The following is a 20,141-nucleotide window of genomic DNA, read 5'->3' as shown; positions in this document are numbered from 1 at the left end:
GCGTCATGCGATCCGCCAGCCACGGCCGCATCCGGCGCCCTTTTCGCGGCAGCCCGCGCACGTCCAGCATGAACCCCCTTTCCCCATCCACTACTTCAATCTGTTCAACATGAGCCAAGTCAAGCGTCTTACCGACCTGATCGCCGCCGGCCAGCTTGCCGGCAAGCGGGTGTTCATCCGCGCCGACCTGAACGTCCCGCAGGACGATCAGGGCAACATCACCGAAGACACGCGCGTGCGCGCGTCCGTGCCGGCCATCCAGGCCGCGCTCGACGCCGGCGCGGCGGTGATGGTCACGTCGCACCTCGGTCGTCCGACCGAAGGCGAATTCAAGCCGGAAGACTCGCTCGCGCCGGTCGCGAAGCGGCTCGCCGAACTGCTCGGCCGCGACGTGCCGCTCGTCTCGAACTGGGTCGAGAACGGCGTGAGCGTCGCGCCGGGCCAGGTCGTGCTGCTCGAGAACTGCCGCGTGAACAAGGGCGAGAAGAAGAATTCGGACGAACTCGCGCAGAAGATGGCGAAGCTCTGCGACGTGTACGTGAACGACGCGTTCGGCACCGCGCACCGCGCGGAAGCGACCACCCACGGGATCGCGAAGTACGCGCCGGTCGCGTGCGCGGGCCCGCTGCTGGCCGCCGAACTCGATGCGCTCGGCAAGGCGCTCGGCAACCCGGCGCGTCCGCTCGTCGCGATCGTCGCCGGTTCGAAGGTGTCGACCAAGCTGACCATTCTCAAGTCGCTGGCCGGGAAGGTCGACCAGCTGATCGTCGGCGGCGGCATCGCGAACACGTTCATGCTCGCGGCCGGCCTGTCGATCGGCAAGTCGCTTGCGGAAGCCGATCTCGTCGCCGAGGCGAAGGCGATCATCGACGAAGCGCGCGAGCGCGGCGCGTCGGTGCCGATCCCGACCGACGTCGTGACGGCCAAGGAATTTTCGCCGACGGCCGTGGCCACGGTGAAGCAGGTCGCCGACATCGAAGCGGACGACATGATCCTCGACATCGGCCCGGACACCGCCCGCGCGCTCGCCAGCCAGCTCGAGAAGGCCGGCACGATCGTGTGGAACGGCCCGGTCGGCGTGTTCGAGTTCGACCAGTTCGGCAACGGTACCAAGACGCTCGCGGAAGCCATCGCCAAATCGTCCGCGTTCTCGATCGCGGGCGGCGGCGACACGCTCGCGGCCATCGCGAAGTACGGCATCCACGACCAGGTCAGCTACATCTCGACGGGCGGCGGCGCCTTCCTCGAGTTCCTCGAGGGGAAGAAGCTGCCGGCGGTGGAAGTGCTCGAAACGCGGGCGGCCTGAGCGTGGCGGCGCGCGCAGGGGTGACGAGGGCCGCGCGCTCCGCGAAAGCGGAGCAGCCGGCCGGCGCGGGCAAGCGCAAACGCGCGCCCGCGCGGGCGAACTCGACCCCGCGCGCACCGGCGGCCGCCGGCGACGCGGCCGTGCAGCACCACGGGATTCAGAACAAAGCGATGCCGGGCGCAAGCACCGGCACGCCCTCCGGAACGGCCGCCGCTGGGCCCGCCGATTCCGGCTCTCGCAGCGTTTCACCCAGCGCATCCACCTTGATCCAGATGAGGAGTTTCATGCAGCGCGCCACCAAGATAGTCGCCACGATCGGCCCGGCTTCCAGTTCGCCGGAGATTCTGCTGCAGATGATGCAGGCGGGCCTCGACGTCGTGCGGCTCAATTTTTCGCACGGTACGGCCGACGATCACCGCCAGCGCGCCGAGATGGTGCGCGAGGCCGCCCGCAGGGTCGGCCGCGAGATCGCGATCATGGCCGACCTCCAGGGCCCGAAGATCCGCGTCGGCAAGTTCGAGAGCGGCAAGACGACGCTCGTGCCGGGCCAGGCCTTCATCCTCGACGCGGGCTGCGAGCTCGGCAACGACGAGCGGGTCGGCCTCGACTACAAGGAACTGCCGCGCGACCTGAAGCCGGGCGACCTGCTGCTGCTGAACGACGGCCTGATCGTGCTGACCGTCGAGCGCGTGCTCGGCGAGGAGATCCACACGGTCGTCAAGGTGGGCGGCGAGCTGTCGAACAACAAGGGGATCAACCGCCAGGGCGGCGGCCTGTCGGCGCCCGCGCTGACCGCGAAGGACATGGAGGACATTCGCACGGCGATGTCGCTCGGCGCGGATCTCGTCGCGGTGTCGTTCCCGAAGAACGCGACCGACATGGAAATGGCGCGCCAGCTCGCGAACATCGCGGGCGCGCCTTACGGCATCAAGCCGAAGATGATCGCGAAGATCGAGCGCGCGGAGGCGATTCCGGCGCTGCAGAGCATCCTCGACGCGTCCGACGGCATCATGGTCGCGCGCGGCGACCTCGCGGTGGAGGTCGGCAACGCGGCGGTGCCGGCGCTGCAAAAGCGCATGATCCGCATGGCGCGCGAGTCGAACAAGCTCGTGATCACCGCGACGCAGATGATGGAATCGATGATCCACGCGCCCGTGCCGACCCGCGCGGAAGTGTCGGACGTCGCGAACGCGGTGCTCGACGGTACCGACGCGGTGATGCTGTCGGCCGAGACGGCCGCCGGCAAGTACCCGGTCGTCACGATCGAGACGATGGCGGCCGTGTGCGTCGAGGCGGAAAAGTCCGAGCACGTCGAGCTGGACAAGGACTTCCTCGATCGCACGTTCACGCGGATCGACCAGTCGATCGCGATGGGCGCGCTGTTCACCGCCTATCACCTGGGTGCGAAGGCGATCGTCGCGCTGACCGAATCGGGCGCGACCGCGCTGTGGATGTCGCGTCACTACACGCACGTGCCGATCTTCGCGCTGACGTCGCGCGTCGGCAGCGAGCGCACGATGGCGCTGTACCGCAACGTGACGCCGCTGCACGTCGACTTCAACAGCGACCGCGACTCCGCGCTGCAGGCGGCGCTCGAGATCGTCGTCAAGCAGGGCTATGTGCAGCACGGCGACATGGTCGTGCTGACCGTCGGCGAGCCGATGGGGCAGGCGGGCGGTACCAATACGCTGAAGATCGTGCGGGTCGGCGAGCATTATTGAGCGCCCCCCGAACCTGTCGCTTCGCGCCAGGCCCCCCGAGGGGGGCATCCCCCAAGAGGACTTCCTGCGGGGCGGAAAACTTGGGGCGGCCCGGCGTTTTCTCGAGAGCGCCGGCGTGCACCTGGCCGGTCCGCCGGCCGGCCGCCCGAGCTGATCAGGCACCGTTTTTTGACGAAAGCCGCGCGGGGTCCGATACCCCGCGCGGCTTTTTTTCTGTTTTTTGCCCGCATTGTGCCGTGCGAAGGTAACAAAATGCGAGTACGCGCCACCGGGCGGTCGGAATCGGAGGCGCTTCGCGATAAAATGCGGCTATTCGACGCTCAGCCGCGCCGTGCCGCCCCGGTCTGGACGGGGAGCGAGCGCCGCGCCGGCGTCAGGGCGCACCGGTTTTCATTCCAAGGAGTTCCACAATGCCTCTCGTATCAATGCGTCAATTGCTGGACCATGCGGCAGAGCACGGTTACGGCCTGCCGGCCTTCAACGTGAACAACCTGGAGCAGGTCCAGGCGATCATGGCGGCGGCGGATCAGGTCGGCGCGCCCGTGATCATGCAGGCATCGGCCGGCGCCCGTAAGTACGCGGGCGAGCCGTTCCTGCGCCACCTGATCGAAGCAGCGGTCGAGTCGTATCCGCACATCCCGGTCGTGATGCACCAGGACCACGGCCAGTCGCCGGCGGTTTGCATGGCCGCGATCCGCAGCGGCTTCACCAGCGTGATGATGGACGGTTCGCTCGAAGCCGACGGCAAGACGGTCGCCTCGTACGAATACAACGTCGACGTGTCGCGCAAGGTCGTCGAGATGGCGCACTCGATCGGCGTGACGGTCGAAGCCGAACTCGGCGTGCTCGGCTCGCTCGAGACGATGAAGGGCGACAAGGAAGACGGCCACGGCGCGGAAGGCACGATGACCCGCGAGCAGCTGCTGACCGATCCGGAGCAGGCAGCCGACTTCGTGAAGCTCACGCAGTGTGACGCGCTCGCGATCGCGATCGGCACGTCGCACGGCGCGTACAAGTTCTCGAAGAAGCCGACGGGCGACATCCTGTCGATCCAGCGCATCAAGGAAATCCACGCACGCATCCCGAACACGCACCTGGTGATGCACGGTTCGTCGTCGGTGCCGCAGGAGTTGCTGGCCGAGATCCGCGAATTCGGCGGCGACATGAAGGAAACCTACGGCGTGCCGGTCGAGGAAATCCAGGAAGGCATCAAGCACGGCGTGCGCAAGATCAACATCGACACCGACCTGCGTCTCGCGATCACCGGCGCGATCCGCCGCTACCTGTTCGAGAACCCGGGCAAGTTCGATCCGCGCGACTACCTGAAGCCCGCGCGCGAAGCGGCGAAGAAGGTGTGCGTCGACCGCTTCCTCGCGTTCGGCTGCGAAGGCCAGGCCGCGAAGATCAAGCCGGTGTCGCTCGACAAGATCGCCGAACAGTACAAGTCCGGCGCGCTCGCGCAGGTCGTGCGGTAAGACTGTAGTACGATTGCCCCCGCCCGGTTCTGCCGCGGGGCCGGGGCTGGCCGCCCGGGTGCCGGTTCCGATCCGGCCCCGGCAGCCGTTCCGTCCGGCCGAACGAGGGCCGGCCGGCAGCCGACGGGCTCGACGCCCTCCGGTTCGCCGATGCATTGCAAGACCGCCGTTCCCGCCTGCCGCGGGGAACGGCGTTTCCCTTTTTGTTTGGCTCCTTATCTGCGAAAAGACGATGTCTACCCTTTACGAATCCACGCTCCGCTCGCTGCCGCTCCTCGGTCGCGGCAAGGTCCGCGACAACTACGCGGTCGGCAACGACAAGCTCCTGATCGTCACGACCGATCGCCTGTCGGCATTCGACGTGATCATGGGCGAGCCGATTCCGAACAAGGGCCGCGTGCTGAACCAGATGGCGAACTTCTGGTTCGACAAGCTCGCGCACATCGTGCCGAACCACCTGACGGGCGATGCGCCGGAAGCGGTCGTCGCGGCCGACGAGGTCGAGCAGGTCAAGGGTCGCGCCGCGGTCGTCAAGCGCCTCGAGCCGATCATGATCGAGGCGGTCGTGCGCGGCTACCTGGCAGGCAGTGGCTGGAAGGAATACCAGGCGTCGGGCGCCGTGTGCGGCGTGCAGTTGCCGGAAGGCCTGCAGAACGCGCAGAAGCTGCCCGAGCCGATCTTCACGCCGGCCGCGAAGGCCGAGCTCGGCGAGCACGACGAGAACATCACGTTCGAGGAAACCGAGCGCCGCATCGGCACCGAGCTGGCCGCGACGATCCGCGACATCTCGATCAAGCTCTACAAGGAAGCGGCCGACTACGCGGCGACGCGCGGCATCATCATCGCCGACACGAAGTTCGAATTCGGCCTCGACAACCACGGCAAGCTGTACCTGATGGACGAAGTGCTGACCGCCGATTCGTCGCGCTTCTGGCCGGCCGACCAGTATCAGGTCGGCACCAACCCGCCGTCGTTCGACAAGCAGTTCGTGCGCGACTGGCTCGAGGCGCAGCCGTGGGGCAAGACCGCACCGGCGCCGGCGCTGCCGGCCGACGTCGTCGAGAAGACGGCCGCGAAGTACCAGGAAGCGCTCGAGCGCATCACCGGCCAGCCGCTTGCCTGAGCGAGCTTTGCATGGGACCAGAGTAAGTGCTGAAGCACTAACTCTGGTCGACAGGAACCCACGAAATGAATGACATTCAGACTGCCCACACGCACAGCGCGCCGCTCGTCGGCGTGCTGATGGGTTCGAGTTCCGACTGGGACGTGATGAAGAACGCGGTCGCGATCCTGCAGGAATTCGGCGTGCCGTACGAGGCGAAGGTCGTGTCCGCGCACCGGATGCCCGACGAGATGTTCGACTATGCGGAGAAGGCGCGCGAGCGCGGGCTGCGCGCGATCATCGCGGGCGCCGGCGGTGCCGCGCACCTGCCCGGCATGCTGGCCGCGAAAACCACGGTGCCGGTGCTTGGCGTGCCGGTCGCGAGCAAGTACCTGAAGGGCGTCGATTCGCTGCACTCGATCGTGCAGATGCCGAAGGGCGTGCCGGTCGCGACGTTCGCGATCGGCGAGGCCGGCGCCGCGAATGCCGCGCTGTTCGCGGTGTCGATCCTGTCCGGCACGTCGGTCGACTATGCGAACCGGCTCGCCGCGTTCCGCGTGCGCCAGAACGAAGCCGCGCACGCGATGGTGCTGCCGCCGCTGGCATGACGGCGCACCGGCGGCCGCACTGCCATTCCAGCGGCCGTCTGATCTTCCCCACTGCGGCGGGCTGCGCCCGCCGCGACCGACCACTGACATGACCGCAACTCCTGATTCCGTTTCCCCGATCCTGCCCGGCGCGTGGCTGGGCATGGTCGGCGGTGGCCAGCTCGGCCGCATGTTCTGCTTTGCCGCCCAGTCGATGGGCTATCGCGTCGCCGTGCTCGATCCCGACCCGACGAGCCCCGCCGGCGCGGTCGCCGATCGCCACCTGCGCGCGGCCTACGACGACGAAGCCGCGCTCGCCGAGCTGGCCGGACTGTGCGATGCCGTGTCGACGGAATTCGAGAACGTGCCGGCCGCGAGCCTCGATTTCCTCGCGCGCACGACGTTCGTCGCGCCGGCCGGCCGCTGCGTCGCGGTCGCGCAGGACCGGATTGCGGAGAAGCGCTTCATCGAGGCGTCCGGCGTGCCGGTCGCCCCGCACGTCGTGATCGAATCGGCGGCGGCGCTCGCCGCGCTCGACGATGCCGCGCTCGACGCGGTGCTGCCGGGCATCCTGAAGACCGCGCGCCTCGGCTACGACGGCAAGGGCCAGGTGCGCGTAAGTACCGCGCGGGAAGCGCGCGCCGCGCATGCGTCGCTGGGCGGCGTGCCGTGCGTGCTCGAAAAGCGCCTGCCGCTGAAATACGAAGTGTCCGCGCTGATCGCGCGCGGCGCGGACGGCCGCTCGGCCGCATTCCCGCTCGCGCAGAACGTGCATTACGACGGCATCCTCGCGCTGACCGTCGTGCCGGCGCCGGCCGCCGATGCCGCGCGTGTCGAAGAGGCGCAGCAGGCGGCCGTCCGGATCGCCGATACGCTCGGCTACGTCGGCGTGCTGTGCGTCGAATTCTTCGTGCTGGAAGACGGCTCGTTCGTCGCGAACGAAATGGCGCCGCGCCCGCACAACTCCGGCCACTACACCGTCGATGCGTGCGCAACGAGCCAGTTCGAGCAGCAGGTGCGCGCGATGACGCGCATGCCGCTCGGCAACCCGCGCCAGCATTCGCCGGCCGCGATGCTGAACATCCTCGGCGACGTGTGGTTCCCGCACGGTGCGGCGGCGGATGCCGTCACGCCGCCGTGGGACACGGTCGCCGCGATGCCGGCCGCGCACCTGCACCTGTACGGCAAGGAAGAAGCGCGCGTCGGCCGCAAGATGGGCCACGTGAACTTCACGGCCGAGACGCGCGACGACGCCGTCGCCGCCGCCACCGCGTGCGCGCAGCTGCTGCGCGTGCCGCTCGACTGAGGCGTCAGCCGATGTCCATCGATCTCCCGAACTCCGTGACGCCCGCGCAGATCGACGCGGCCGCCGCGCTGCTCGACGCCGGGCAGCTCGTCGCGTTCCCGACCGAAACCGTGTACGGGCTCGGCGGCGACGCGGCGAATCCCGAGGCCGTCGCGCGCATCTACGCGGCGAAAGGGCGCCCGGCGAACCATCCGGTGATCGTGCATCTGCCGCCCGGCGGCGACCCGGGCTACTGGGCCGACGATCTGCCGGCCGATGCGCGGGCGCTGATCGATGCGTTCTGGCCGGGCCCGCTGACGCTGATCCTGAAGCGCCATGCGCGCATTCCCGACGCCGTGAGCGGTGGGCAGGATTCGGTCGGCCTGCGCTGCCCGTCGCATCCGGTCGCACAGGCGCTGCTTGCCGCGTTCAGCGCGCGGCGCGGCGGCCACGGCGGTGTCGCCGCGCCGTCCGCGAACCGCTTCGGCCATGTGAGCCCGACCACCGCGCAGCACGTGCGCGACGAATTCGGCGACACGGTATGCGTGCTCGACGGTGGTCCGTCCGAAGTCGGCATCGAATCGACGATTCTCGACCTGTCGCGCGGCTTCCCGGCGCTGCTGCGCCCGGGCCACGTGACGCCGCAGCAGATCGCCGACGTGCTCGGCCGCGCGCCGCGGCTGCCCGACGGCAGCGATGCGACCGCGCCGCGCGCGTCCGGCACGCTGAAGGCGCATTACGCGCCGCGCACGCCGCTCGCGCTGCTGCCGTTCGATGCGCTCGAGCCGCTGCTCGCGGCCGCGCAGACCGACGGCGAACGCGTCGCGCTCGTCGCCCGTGCATCGCGCGCGGGACGCTGGGCGCAGGCCGACGGCGTGCATTTCGTCGCGGCGCCGGAAGATCCGCAGGCGTATGCGCGCGACCTGTACGGGATGCTGCGTGCGCTCGATCGCGCGCAGGTCGCACGCATCCTCGTCGAGAAGCTGCCGGAAACCGTCGAATGGATCGCGGTCAACGACCGGCTCGGCCGTGCGGCCGCGGCGTTCGAAGCGATCAAATGAACGTGCGGGGCTGATGCGGCGGCCGCCGTGCCGGCTATCCTTCCCCGAGCATGAAACAACGCCCGACCGGCGAACCGGTCGGGCGTTTTCGTTTGGGCGCGTGGTGGGCGGCTTACTTGCCGACGCCCGACGCCGCGATCTTCGACTGCGCGAACTGGGCGAACAGCGCGTGCAGGTGCGTGGTCGGGTGGACCGTGTCGGCGAACATGTAGGTCTGGTCGGCGTTCGCGGTCGTGTAGGTCTGCGGCGAGCAGAACAGCGACGAGCCGAAGGCAGACGCGTTTGCCACGCCGTATTGCGTGGCGGCCGCGACCATTGCCTTCAGGTTGCACGCGGTATCGGTGTTCGACACCGAGAAGCCGTTGGCCTGGTAGTTCGCGAGGATGCCGTCCTGCCACGTGAACGTGTCGAGCAGCACGTATTTGGTCGTGTCGACCTTGAGCGCCTGCAGCGTGGCGGCGAGCGTGCCGTTGAACAGCATCGACAGTTGCGTGAGCGTCGTCTGCGTGCCGCCTTGCAGCGCGAGCGGCGTGCTGCCGATATCCGGCACGTTCGACACGAACACGTGCGTCGCGCCGGCCGCGACGATCTGCTGGACCAGGCCGGCGAGCTGCTGCGCGGCCGCGCCGATGTTCTGCTGCAGTTGCACCGGCGTGATGGCGCCCGCCTGCAGGGCCGCGACCTGATAGAAGATGTCGTTCGCGCCGCCGTTGAGCAGCACGATCTGGCCGGCGGTGAAGCTGCCGTGCTGCGTCACGTACTGCTTGACCTGGTCGGCGATCGGCGTCGTCGTGGCCTGCGCGTAGTCGGCGTTCGGCACGCTGGCGTCCGCATGGCCGATGCCCGGCTGCTGCGTCACGCGCGAGCCGCCCTGCGCGTAGCCGAGGCCGCCCGTCGCCTGCAGCGGAATGCCGAAGCCGCCCTGGTTCGCGGGCTGCAGCGTGTCGCCGTAGTACTGCGCGACGTCCTGCGCCCACACCTGGCCGGGGTTGGTCGTGAAGCGGCCGCCGCCGAAGCCGAGCTTGATCTGCGAGTAGGTGCCGGCGTCCGACAGGCTGTCGCCGAACGACACGATCTGCATCTTCACACCCGACGGCGGCGTGCTCGACGCGCTGTTGTTGTTGTCGTCACCGCCGCCGCACGCGGCGAGCAGGGCGAGCGCGGCGCCCGCGATCGCGACCTGCGCGGTGCGCAGCAGGCGTTGACGGTTGCGCGACGGAGTGGGTTGTCGTGACTGCATCGATGATCTCCTCGTAGATATGGCCCGATGTGTTGCGCTCGCCCGCTCAGGTTCGGGCTGCGCGGCGGCCGTTGGCTGAAGCGGTTATTGGTCGCGCACGGCCGCAGGCGGCGTGGTGCGCGGATCGTGGTTTGCGGCCTCGGCGATCTGCGCATGATAAGTGCTCGCCCATTCGGGCGGGCCGAAAATCGCACGCAGCTTGTTGCGCCATCCGTCGATGCGCAACGCGTCGGCCGCCATCGACACCCACTCGTGAAACGTCGCGACGAGCGGGTTGTTCGAGCCGAGCGGTTCGACGATTCCGTATTGCGGCGGATCGTCGGGCGACTCCTCGACGTAGCTGCCGAACAGGCGGTCCCAGATCACGAGCACACCTGCGTAATTGCGGTCGATGTAGCGCGGGTTGCGCGCATGGTGCGCGCGATGGATCGACGGCGTGTTGAGCACGTATTCGAGCCAGCCGAGCTTGCCGATCGCCTGCGTGTGCACGAAGAACTGGAACGCGAGGTTGATCAGCACGACGCCGACGATCTGCTGCGGCGGAAAGCCGAGCAACGCGAGCGGCAGCCAGAACGCCCACATGCCCGCGACGGGGTACATGAGGCTCTGCCGGAACGCGGTCGAGAAATTCATCCGCTCGGACGAGTGGTGCACGACGTGCGCGGCCCACAGCCAGCGCACGCGATGGCTCGCGCGGTGGAACACGTAGTAGAGGAAATCCTGGCCGACGAACAGCACGGCGAACGACAGCCAGCCGTCGTGCCACGTGAACAGCCGGAAATGTGCGTAGCAGTACGCATAAACGGGGATCACGAACAGCCACGCGAGCTTGTCGGCGCCCTGGTGCATCAGCGCGAGCGCCGCATTGCACAGCGTGTCGCGCCACGCATAGACAGGGTCCTGCGCACGCGTGCGGGCGAGGTGCCAGGCCTCCCACGCGATGCACAGCAGGAAGACGGGCGCCAGCGCGAGCAGAAGCAATTCGACGTCGAATCGCATGGACGTGTCTCCTCCTTTTCCCCTGCAAGCCGTGAGGCCGGGCGTATGGCCCGTTGTAGATATCGGTCAGGCCAACAGCCTACGCAATCGCCACGCGCTAGGCGAGGGGGCAGCGTAGAGGGTTCCCTCTGAGGACAGGGTTTCTACGGAAGCCATGCGCAACGGGGCCGGGCGGTGCGGCCCCGTTTCATGGGCACGGTGGGCGGGCGGTGCGCGGCGTGCCGGCGGCCCGGGCCGTTTCAAACCGGAAAGGACGAAATCCCGGCGGCCGCGCGCCGCGGCAGGCGGTATCGCCCCGCGGTCGACGCAAGCCGATCGCGACGCGCGGGTGCGCCGCGTGCGGCGTCAGTGCGCGCCCGCGTAGATCCATTCGAGCAGCGTGTCGTGCGCGGCGCGCGCGGCTTCCGCGTGATCGTCGTTGATGAAACTGACGACGACGTAGCCCTGGCCGTCGGTGCCCGCGACGTAGCCCGCGATCGCGCGCACGTCGCGCAGCGTGCCGGTCTTGATGTGCGCGTTGCCGAGCACGCCGGCGTTGGTCAGGCGGTTCTTCATCGTGCCGTCGATGCCGGCGATCGGCAGCGAATCGATGAACGCCTGCGCGACCGGGCTCGCGTTCGCGGCCTGCAGCAGCGCGGCGAGCGACTGCGCACTCACGTGCTCGTCGCGCGACAGGCCCGAGCCGTTCTCGATCTCGAGGTCGGGCATCGCGATCCCGCTCTTCTGCAGGAACGCGTGAATCGCGCGGCTCGACTGCTCGGGGGTGGCGGGCGGCTTGCCGGCGACCGCGCCGATCGTCAGGAACAGGTTGCGCGCCATCACGTTGTTGCTGAACTTGTTGATGTCGTAGACGATGCTGCCGAGCACGGGACTGTGATGGACGGCGAGCGGGCGCGCGGCGTTCGGCACCTTGCCTTCGCTGACGGGGCCCGCGATCGTGCCGCCGTCCTGCTGCCACAGCGCGAGGAAGCCGCGCGCGAAGAACGCCGTGTGATCGAGGATCGCGAGGTTGGTCGTGCGCGCGCCGCAGCGCAGCGGATAGTCGCCGGCGAACGACGCGGTCATGATCCCGCTGGCGGCGGCCGACAGCGTCGGGCGCGCGGCCGCGGCGGCCGCGCCGCACGAGCCCGTGCCTTCGACCAGCTGGTTGTCGATCGACAGGTTCGCGAGCGGCGGCAGCACGTCGACGGCCACCTTGCCGTCGTCGCCCGGCGTCACCGTGAACGACACGGCCTTGAACGCGTACAGCAGCGGATCGGGGCCGACGTTGTACGGTGCGCTCACGTCGTCGTCGAACGACGGCAGGTCGCGCGTCGCCGCGGCGAAATAGCTCTTGTCGAGCACCAGGCCGCCGGCCACGCGCTTGACGCCCGCCTTGCGGATCTTGTCGACGAGGTCGATCAGTTCCTCCGGTACGAGCTTCGGATCGCCGGTGCCCTTGATGTACAGGTTGCCCTGCAGCGTGCCGTCCGGATCGACCGGGCCGTCCGCATACGCGGCGGTGCGCCAGCGGAAGTCGGGGCCGAGGATCGACAGGCCCGAGAAGGTCGTGACGAGTTTCATCGTCGACGCGGGCAGCATCGGCCGGCCGGCATTCCATGCGATCAGCGGCTCGGGATCGCCGACACGCTCGACGACGACGCTCATCGCCGACGCCGGCACCTTCGCGCGCTGCAGCGCGACGAGCACGGACGCCGGCAGGCCGGCCGCGCGCGCGGCGGGCGATACGACGGTGGTCTTGCGCGCGTCCTTGAGGGGCTTCTTGCGGGCTTGCGCGGACGGTGCGAACGCAAGGGCCGTGCAGGTGGCGACGACGGCGGCCGCGCGCAGGCAGAGGCGGGCGCGGGGGGCGAACCGGGCGGAAAGAGCGGGAATCGGCATGGGCGAATACGGGAAATGCACGGGGTTCGGGCAGGGCGCGCGGGGCGCCGGAGCGCACATTGTAGAGACAAGTGCGGATGCGTCCCTTGCAATCCGCCTTTCTGTTGCATTGCAGGCGGCGCACGCGAATCGCGGCGCTACAATGGTCGCCATGTTGACTCGCCCCATGGGTTCCAGTTCCGATGCGGATTCTGCTTGTTGAAGACGATCGCATGATTGCCGAGGGCGTACGCAAGGCGTTGCGCGCCGACGGCTTCGCGGTCGACTGGGTGCAGGACGGCGACGCGGCGCTCACGGCGCTCGGCGGCGAGGCGTACGACCTGCTGCTGCTCGATCTCGGCCTGCCGAAGCGCGACGGCATCGACGTGCTGCGCACGCTGCGCGCGCGCGGGCTGTCGCTGCCGGTGCTGATCGTCACCGCGCGCGATGCGGTCGCCGATCGCGTGAAGGGGCTCGACGCGGGCGCCGACGACTACCTTGTCAAGCCGTTCGACCTCGACGAACTCGGCGCGCGGATGCGCGCGCTGATCCGCCGCCAGGCGGGGCGCAGCGAGTCGCTGATCCGGCACGGCGCGCTGACGCTCGACCCCGCGGCGCACCAGGTGACGCTCGACGGCGCGCCCGTCGCGCTGTCCGCGCGCGAGTTCGCGCTGCTCGAGGCGCTGCTCGCGCGGCCCGGCGCGGTGCTGTCGAAGAGCCAGCTCGAGGAGAAGATGTACGGCTGGGGCGAGGAGATCGGCAGCAACACGGTCGAGGTCTACATCCACGCGCTGCGCAAGAAGCTCGGCTCGGACCTGATCCGCAACGTGCGCGGGCTCGGCTACATGATCGTCAAGGAAAGCTGACGCGTGAGGTCGATTCGTCATCAATTGCTGATCTGGCTGCTCGCGATCGTCGTCACGGGCGTGGGCATCGCGGGCTGGCTGATCTACCGGCAGGCGCTCGCCGAAGCGAACGAGCTGTTCGACTACCAGCTGCAGGAAATCGCCGCGGCGCTGCCGTCCGAGCCGTTCTCGCAGGTCTTCGGTTCGCGCACCAACGGCGACGAAGGCATCGTGATCCAGATCTGGAACCGCAACGGCGTGCTGATGTACTTCTCGCATCCGCGCGCGCCGATCGCGCCGCGCGCGGAACTCGGCTTCTCGACCGAGCGCACCGATCGCGGCGAATGGCGCGTGTACGGCGCGATCGTCGGCGACAACGTCGTGCAGCTCGCGCAGCCGCTGTCGGTGCGCAACCGGCTCGCGGCGAACGTCGCGCTGCGCACGCTGTGGCCGCTGATCGTGTTGCTGCCGTTCCTCGGCGCGGCGGTCTGGATGATCGTCGGGCGCGGGCTCGCGCCGCTCGGCCGCGTGACGCGCGCGGTCGAGGCGCGCCGGCCGGAAGCGCTCGATCCGCTGCCCGATGCGCGCCTGCCGCTCGAGGTGCAGCCGCTCGTGCGTGCGCTGAACGGGCTGCTCGCGCGGCTGTCGGCGGCGCTCGACACGCAGAAGGCCTTCGTCGCCGATGCCGCGCACGAGCTGCGCACGCCGCTCGCGGCCGTGCAGATCCAGGCGCAGCTCGTCGCCCGCGCGAAGGACGACACGTCGCGCCGCGAGGCGGTCGCCGACCTGCAGGACGGCGTCACGCGTGCGACGCGCCTCGCCGAGCAACTGCTCGCGCTCGCACGCGCCGAGCCGGACGGCGCGACGATGCGCGAGCCGGTCGACCTGCAGGCGCTGCTCGTCGAATGCGTGGCCGCGCATGCGCCGCTCGCGCAGCGGCACCACATCGATCTCGGCTTCGAGGAGACGCGCGCGGCGACCGTCGTCGCGGACGTCGGCGCGCTGCGCGTGATGTTCGGCAACCTGCTCGACAACGCGGTGAAGTACACCCCCGACGGCGGCCGCATCGACGTATCGCTGATGCGCGACGCGGCCGGCCGCGCCTGCGTGCAGATCGGCGACAGCGGGCCCGGCATCCCGGCGGACGAGCGCGAGCGCGTGTTCGACCGCTTCTACCGCGACAGCTCCGCGCGGGCGCGCGCCGACCTGTCGGGCAGCGGGCTCGGGCTCGCGATCGTCAAGCGCGTGGCAGCCCAGCAGGGCGCGACGGTGACGCTCGGCGACGCGGCCGCGGGCGGCCTGCTCGTGAGCGTCGTGTTCCGTGACGCCGAGATGCCGGCGCAGGCGCCGCAGGTGTCCGAATCCGCATGACGAACGGCGCCCGCGGGCGCCGGCGCTGGCGGCGGCCTAAGCCCCGCTTAAGGTCGATTAAGCCTCCTTTAAGTCAGGGTCGTTACGCTGCGACCTAACAAAGAGGAGGTCCTACGATGAACACCCGATTCCTTGCGCGCGGCGCCGTCGCGGTCGCCGTGGCGGCCGCCCTGTCCGCTGGCTACGTCGCGGGCACCCGCCGCGCCGATCCGCAGATCATCACGCCCGCGCAGGCCGCCGCGCTGATGCCGGCCGAGGCCGCGGCCAAGACCGGCATTCCCGATTTTTCCGGGCTGGTCGAAACCTACGGCCCGGCGGTCGTGAACATCAGTGCGAAGCACGTCGTGAAGCAGGTGTCGCGACGGGTGCAGCAGCCGCAGTTGCCGATGGATCCGAGCGATCCGTTCTACCAGTTCTTCAAGCACTTCTACGGCCAGGTGCCGGGCATGGGCGGTGACGCGCAGCCGGACGACCAGCCGAGCGCGAGCCTCGGTTCGGGATTCATCGTCAGCGCCGACGGGTACATCCTCACCAATGCGCACGTGATCGACGGCGCGAACGTCGTCACGGTCAAGCTGACCGACAAGCGCGAGTACAAGGCGAAGGTCATCGGCTCCGACAAGCAGTCCGACGTCGCGGTGCTGAAGATCGACGCGAGCGGCCTTCCGACCGTGCAGATCGGCGATCCGGGCCGGAGCAAGGTCGGCCAGTGGGTCGTCGCGATCGGCTCGCCGTACGGCTTCGACAACACGGTCACGTCCGGCATCATCAGCGCGAAATCGCGCGCGTTGCCCGACGAGAACTACACGCCGTTCATCCAGACCGACGTGCCGGTGAACCCCGGCAACTCGGGCGGCCCGCTGTTCAACCTGCAGGGCGAGGTGATCGGCATCAACTCGATGATCTACTCGCAGACGGGCGGCTTCCAGGGCCTGTCGTTCGCGATCCCGATCAATGAGGCGATCAAGGTCAAGGACGAGCTCGTGAAGACGGGCCACGTCAGCCGCGGCCGCCTCGGCGTCGCCGTGCAGGGGCTGAACCAGACGCTCGCGAGCTCGTTCGGGCTGCAGAAGCCGGACGGCGCACTCGTCAGCTCGGTCGACCCGAACGGCCCGGCCGCCAAGGCCGGCCTGCAGCCGGGCGACGTGATCCTGGCGGTCAACGGCTCGCCGGTTGCCGACTCCACGTCGCTGCCCGCGCAGATCGCGAACCTGAAGCCGGGCTCGAAGGCCGACCTGCAGGTGTGGCGCGACAAGTCGAAGAAATCGATCAGCGTGACGCTCGGCGCGATGACCGACGCGAAGGTGGCGTCGAACGACGGCGGCCCCGTCGAACAGGGGCGCCTCGGCGTCGCGGTGCGTCCGCTCACGCCGCAGGAGCGCAGCGCCGCCAACCTGTCGCACGGGCTGATCGTGCAGCAGGCCGGCGGCCCGGCAGCCGGCGCGGGCATCCAGCCCGGCGACGTGATCCTCGCGGTCAACGGCCGCCCGGTCACGAGCCCCGAGCAGTTGCGCGATGCGGTCAAGGGAGCAGGCAACAGTCTTGCTCTCCTGATCCAGCGCGATAACGCACAAATCTTCGTGCCGGTCGACCTGAGCTGACCGGCGGCCGTTGCGGGCCGGCCTTGCCGGCCCTGGCGGGCGCTGCCGGCGTCCGGCCCCGGGGTGCTGTGTTCCGACCCGAAAGGAGGGAGCCATGCAATATCTACGCAACGTGTCCCGATTTGCCGTCGCCGCGGCGCTGGCCGCCGGCTTCGCCGCCGCCGCGCCCGGCGCGTACGCACAATCGGACGGCTTGCCCGCGGCGAGCCAGCAGGGCGATGTCAGCTATGTATCGGGCGGCATCGGCAAGGACCAGTCGACGGCATTCGAGCAGAACGAAGCGGCATGGCCGCTGGCGCTGCGCTTCACCGGCAAGGGCGGCGAATTCCTGGCCGACGTCCATGTGCGGATCGTCGACGGCAAGGGCACCGAGGTGCTGAAGGCGGATGCGCGCGGGCCGTACATGCTCGTGAAGCTGCCGCCGGGGCGCTACACCGTGCAGGCGTCGTACCAGGGCAGCGATGAGTCGCGCGCGGTCACGGTCGGCGCGAAGGGCGGCGCGAAAGCCGCGTTCCAGTGGAGCGCGCAGTAGCACGTCGCGCGCGACCCCGGCCGGGGTTGCGCAATCGGATGCACTTTCGCCCATAATGAAAGCCACGGCACCCTGCCGTGGCTTTTTCGTTCCTGCGCCCGGCTTGCCCGCCGGGGCTGCCGTCCGGAGGAGAAACGATGTCCGATGCCGCCGACCATCACCTTGAAATCGTGCCGAACCGCCATCGCGTGCGCGTGATCCATCGCGGCATCACGTATGCCGATTCGCACGGCGCGCTGACCGTCCGCGAAACGGGCCTGCCGGATATCCATTACCTGCCGCGCGGCGACGTCAACATGCACAGGCTCGTGAAGTCGAGCGTCACGACGGCTTGTCCGCTGAGGGGCCTGGCCGTGTATTTCCACCTGCAGACCGAAGACGGCGTGATCGAGAACGCCGCGTGGAGTTACGAGGAACCGGGGGAGGCCGCGTCCGCGCTCGCGCACTACGTCGCCTTCGATGCCGCACGGGTCGACAATCTCGTCGAGACGTCCTGATGCGGCGCGTGTTCATCGGGGAGGCATCATGGAACTGAACGACACGTTACGCGTACCGCTCGCGCCGGCTGTCGTGCGGGAGGCACTCGAGGATCTCGCGTTGCTGCGGGCGAGCTTCGAGCACTGCGAATCGTTCGTGAAGCTCGCGCACGGCGAGTTCGCGCTGACGATCACGGTCCCGCTCGGCCCGCTGCGTGCGCGCTACGACGTACGTGCGCATTCGGCGAGCGAACAGGGCGACGCGGAAGGGCGGCCGCGCCGCGTGCTCAACTTCAAGGCGCGGGCCGACGGCCTCGGCGCGCTGCGCGGGCAGGTCGAGCTCGTGCTGCTGCCGGACGATGACGACACGGCCGCGACGCGCATCGAATACGTGGTGTGGACGACGGCGAGCGGGCCGCTCGCCGAGTTGCCGGCACGGCAGATCGAGAATGCGCTGCACGAGTGGACCGACGATTTCTTCCGCGAATTCTGCGCGGTCGTGCAGGCGAAGCACGGGCTCGTGCCGAACCGCGCCCGCCCGAGCCCGCAGCGTCGCCAGCATGTGTTCCTGCGGCCCGCGTCGCTGATGGCCGCGGCGAAGCGTCCGCTGCCGCCGCACCTCGGCGGCGCGCTGAGCGGCCGCGCCGCGAGTGCCCTGCATCATCGCGCATCCGGCCCGCTGCCCGTCTGGGCGTGGGCGGCGATCATCGTGTTCGTCGCGCTGCTGCTGTATGCGGCGCGCTGGATCAACGGCGCCTGAGCGGCTGCGCCCGCCACCGCGTTGCCCGGCTGCCCGCCGGCGGCGCGGCGGTCGCTAGCGCCGCGCGTCGGGCCCGGCGCCGCGAAACTCCCTCCGATACGCCGACGGCGACGTGCCGAGTGCGCCCGCGAAATGCTGGCGCAGCGACACGCTCGAGCCGTAGCCGGCCGCCTGCGCGATCGCGTCGATCGATTGTCCGGTGGTTTCCAGCAGATGCTGCGCGCGCGTGAGCCGCTCGGCCTGAAGCCACGCGGTGACGGTCGTGCCCGTCGCCTGGCGGAAGTGGCGCGTGAACGTGCGCCGGCTCATCAGCACGCGTTCGGCGAGCGAGTCCACGCTATGCGCGACGTCGAGATGCGCGCGCACCCAGTCGAGCAGGCCTGCGAGCCGCGCGTCGCGCGGATGCGCGGCGACCGGCTGCGGCACGTATTGCGCCTGCCCGCCCTGGCGGTGCGGCGGGATCACGAGACGGCGCGCGATCCGGTTCGCGGCGTCGGAGCCGAAGCGGCGGCGCACGACGTGCAGGCAGCAGTCGAGCCCCGCGGCCGTGCCGGCCGACGTCATCAGGTTGCCGTCGTCGACGTACAGCACGTCGGGGTCGAGCTTCACGCGCGGAAAGCGCTGCGCGAAGTCGTCGGCCCATGCCCAGTGCGTCGTGGCCGGGCGCCCGTCGAGCAGCCCGGCCGCGGCGAGCACGTACGCGCCGAGGCACAGGCCGACGACTTGCGCGCCGCGCGCGGCAGCCGTGCGTACCGCGTCGACCAGCACGCCCGGCGGCGCTTCGTCGGGATCGCGCCATGCCGGCACGATGACGATGTCCGCGTCGTCGAGCGCGTCGAGCCCGTACGGCGCGGTGATCGTGAAGCCGCCCGTCGTCGACAGCGGGCCGCGCTCGGCCGAACAGACCCGGAAATCGAACGCGGGCATCGCAGCCGCATCGCGCTCCTTGCCGAACACGACGGACGGCACCGACAGGTGGAACGGGCTGATGCCGTCGTACGCGATCACGGCGACGACGGTCGGGGCGGGGGCAACGGACGACGCAACGGCGCGCATGACGGGCTCCGGAATGGCGATGGCCCGATTCTATCGAAGAATGGCAATCGGGCCACTGTCCGCGAGCGCGATGCGATCCGACAATGCATCACATCGCGCTGCTGGCCGCTCCGTTCCGGAGCGAGGCGGCGCGGCCGAACCCGGAGCCTGCCATGTCGAACGCCGTATCGCCTTCCGCGTCACGCCGTGCCCTGATCGTGATCGATGTCCAGAACGAATACGTGACGGGCAACCTGCCGATCGAGTATCCGCCCGTCGACGTCTCGCTTGCGAACATCGGCCGGGCGATCGACGCCGCGCATGCGGCCGGCGTGCCGGTGATCGTCGTCCAGCACGTCGCGCCGGCGGGCGCGCCGATCTTCGCGCCCGGCACGGACGGCGTCGCGCTGCATCCGGTCGTGGCCGAGCGGCCGTATGCGCACCTGATCGTGAAGGCGCTGGCCAGCTCGTTTGCCGGTACCGATCTCGGCGCGTGGCTGGACGCGCACGGCATCGACACGCTCGCGGTCGCCGGCTACATGACGCACAACTGCAATGCGTCGACGGTCTATCACGCGGCGCACGCGGGGCTCGCCGTCGAGTACCTGGCGGACGCGACGGGCGCGTTGCCGTACGAGAACGAAGCAGGCGCGGCGAGCGCCGAAGAGATTCATCGCGCGTACACGGTCGTGTTCCAGTCGAATTTCGCGGCCGTGATGTCGACCGATGCATGGATCGCGGGACTGGGCGGCGCGGCGATGCCGACGCGCGATTCGGTGGCCGCGTCGAACCGGCGGGCCCGCGCGCAACGCGCGAAGGCGGCCTGAGCGAGGCGGGGAGAGCAGGGGGATCGGGCGGCGCCGCTGGCGCCCGCGCATGGCCGGT

General features: G+C 69.6%; 19 protein-coding genes. 14 read left to right on the top strand and 5 right to left on the bottom strand.

The features are described 5' to 3' along the window. The first annotated feature begins 109 nt into the window (after positions 1 to 109). On the top strand, positions 110 to 1,306 hold the full coding sequence (locus DIE22_RS09085; RefSeq protein WP_124604912.1) for a phosphoglycerate kinase: 1,197 nt from the start codon (positions 110 to 112) through the stop codon (positions 1,304 to 1,306). A 157-nt stretch (positions 1,307 to 1,463) separates the two neighbouring features. Here the strand turns inward: DIE22_RS09085 and DIE22_RS38680 are convergent, their stop codons facing one another. Beyond that, complete coding sequence (locus DIE22_RS38680; protein ID WP_260426635.1) at positions 1,464 to 1,592, bottom strand: hypothetical protein; 129 nt, start codon at positions 1,590 to 1,592, stop codon at positions 1,464 to 1,466. Between DIE22_RS38680 and pyk the strand changes: the two genes are divergently transcribed. The 6 genes from pyk (at position 1,591) to DIE22_RS09055 (ending at position 8,537) form a co-directional block, all read left to right on the top strand. After that, a complete protein-coding gene (pyk, locus tag DIE22_RS09080; protein ID WP_124499733.1) occupies positions 1,591 to 3,027 on the top strand; it encodes a pyruvate kinase in 1,437 nt (478 codons plus the stop codon). The two genes, DIE22_RS38680 and pyk, sit on opposite strands and share 2 nt — an antisense overlap. A 410-nt stretch (positions 3,028 to 3,437) precedes the next feature. Next, a complete protein-coding gene (fba, locus tag DIE22_RS09075) occupies positions 3,438 to 4,502 on the top strand; it encodes a class II fructose-bisphosphate aldolase (RefSeq protein ID WP_124499734.1) in 1,065 nt (354 codons plus the stop codon). Positions 4,503 to 4,734: 232 nt separating this feature from the next. Continuing rightward, entirely contained in the window at positions 4,735 to 5,625 is an 891-nt protein-coding gene (locus DIE22_RS09070; RefSeq protein WP_124499735.1) for a phosphoribosylaminoimidazolesuccinocarboxamide synthase, read from the top strand. Between the two features lie 65 nt (positions 5,626 to 5,690). After that, on the top strand, positions 5,691 to 6,212 hold the full coding sequence (gene purE / locus DIE22_RS09065; RefSeq protein ID WP_124499736.1) for a 5-(carboxyamino)imidazole ribonucleotide mutase: 522 nt from the start codon (positions 5,691 to 5,693) through the stop codon (positions 6,210 to 6,212). 88 nt (positions 6,213 to 6,300) lie between these two features. After that, a complete protein-coding gene (locus DIE22_RS09060) occupies positions 6,301 to 7,497 on the top strand; it encodes a 5-(carboxyamino)imidazole ribonucleotide synthase (protein WP_124499737.1) in 1,197 nt (398 codons plus the stop codon). An 11-nt stretch (positions 7,498 to 7,508) separates the two neighbouring features. Continuing rightward, positions 7,509 to 8,537, top strand: coding sequence for an L-threonylcarbamoyladenylate synthase (locus tag DIE22_RS09055; RefSeq protein WP_124604911.1), 1,029 nt, complete (start codon positions 7,509 to 7,511; stop codon positions 8,535 to 8,537). Between the two features lie 112 nt (positions 8,538 to 8,649). Here the strand turns inward: DIE22_RS09055 and DIE22_RS09050 are convergent, their stop codons facing one another. From DIE22_RS09050 to dacB, 3 genes are all read right to left on the bottom strand, one after another. Then, positions 8,650 to 9,777 (bottom strand): SGNH/GDSL hydrolase family protein, encoded by a 1,128-nt coding sequence (locus DIE22_RS09050; RefSeq protein ID WP_124604910.1) that lies wholly within the window; start codon positions 9,775 to 9,777, stop codon positions 8,650 to 8,652. An 84-nt stretch (positions 9,778 to 9,861) separates the two neighbouring features. Then, positions 9,862 to 10,776 carry a sterol desaturase family protein gene (locus tag DIE22_RS09045; protein ID WP_124499740.1) on the bottom strand — a complete coding sequence of 305 codons (915 nt, stop codon included), beginning with the start codon at positions 10,774 to 10,776 and terminating at the stop codon, positions 9,862 to 9,864. Between the two features lie 345 nt (positions 10,777 to 11,121). Then, entirely contained in the window at positions 11,122 to 12,657 is a 1,536-nt protein-coding gene (dacB, locus tag DIE22_RS09040) for a D-alanyl-D-alanine carboxypeptidase/D-alanyl-D-alanine-endopeptidase (protein WP_124499741.1), read from the bottom strand. Between the two features lie 182 nt (positions 12,658 to 12,839). Between dacB and DIE22_RS09035 the strand changes: the two genes are divergently transcribed. The 6 genes from DIE22_RS09035 (at position 12,840) to DIE22_RS09010 (ending at position 18,221) form a co-directional block, all read left to right on the top strand. Next, a complete protein-coding gene (locus DIE22_RS09035) occupies positions 12,840 to 13,502 on the top strand; it encodes a response regulator (protein ID WP_124499742.1) in 663 nt (220 codons plus the stop codon). A gap of 3 nt (positions 13,503 to 13,505) precedes the next feature. Next, the gene (locus DIE22_RS09030; RefSeq protein ID WP_124604909.1) at positions 13,506 to 14,852 is read left to right on the top strand and encodes an ATP-binding protein; all 1,347 of its coding nucleotides are present in this window, start codon (positions 13,506 to 13,508) and stop codon (positions 14,850 to 14,852) included. 116 nt (positions 14,853 to 14,968) lie between these two features. Continuing rightward, positions 14,969 to 16,453 carry a DegQ family serine endoprotease gene (locus DIE22_RS09025; RefSeq protein ID WP_124604908.1) on the top strand — a complete coding sequence of 495 codons (1,485 nt, stop codon included), beginning with the start codon at positions 14,969 to 14,971 and terminating at the stop codon, positions 16,451 to 16,453. 94 nt (positions 16,454 to 16,547) lie between these two features. Next, positions 16,548 to 16,985 carry a carboxypeptidase-like regulatory domain-containing protein gene (locus tag DIE22_RS09020; protein WP_124604907.1) on the top strand — a complete coding sequence of 146 codons (438 nt, stop codon included), beginning with the start codon at positions 16,548 to 16,550 and terminating at the stop codon, positions 16,983 to 16,985. A 137-nt stretch (positions 16,986 to 17,122) separates the two neighbouring features. Then, a complete protein-coding gene (locus DIE22_RS09015; protein WP_124499746.1) occupies positions 17,123 to 17,482 on the top strand; it encodes a DUF427 domain-containing protein in 360 nt (119 codons plus the stop codon). A 28-nt stretch (positions 17,483 to 17,510) separates the two neighbouring features. Next, positions 17,511 to 18,221 (top strand): CoxG family protein, encoded by a 711-nt coding sequence (locus DIE22_RS09010; RefSeq protein WP_124499747.1) that lies wholly within the window; start codon positions 17,511 to 17,513, stop codon positions 18,219 to 18,221. Positions 18,222 to 18,275: 54 nt separating this feature from the next. Here the strand turns inward: DIE22_RS09010 and DIE22_RS09005 are convergent, their stop codons facing one another. Further along, positions 18,276 to 19,277 (bottom strand): helix-turn-helix domain-containing protein, encoded by a 1,002-nt coding sequence (locus DIE22_RS09005; protein WP_124499748.1) that lies wholly within the window; start codon positions 19,275 to 19,277, stop codon positions 18,276 to 18,278. Between the two features lie 152 nt (positions 19,278 to 19,429). Between DIE22_RS09005 and DIE22_RS09000 the strand changes: the two genes are divergently transcribed. After that, positions 19,430 to 20,083, top strand: coding sequence for a cysteine hydrolase family protein (locus DIE22_RS09000; protein WP_124499749.1), 654 nt, complete (start codon positions 19,430 to 19,432; stop codon positions 20,081 to 20,083). The last annotated feature ends 58 nt before the right edge of the window (positions 20,084 to 20,141 follow it).

The sequence above is a fragment of the Burkholderia sp. Bp9142 genome (assembly GCF_003853415.1).
Taxonomy (GTDB): Bacteria; Pseudomonadota; Gammaproteobacteria; order Burkholderiales; family Burkholderiaceae; genus Burkholderia.
This window is presented reverse-complemented; position numbering and strand designations above follow the sequence as displayed.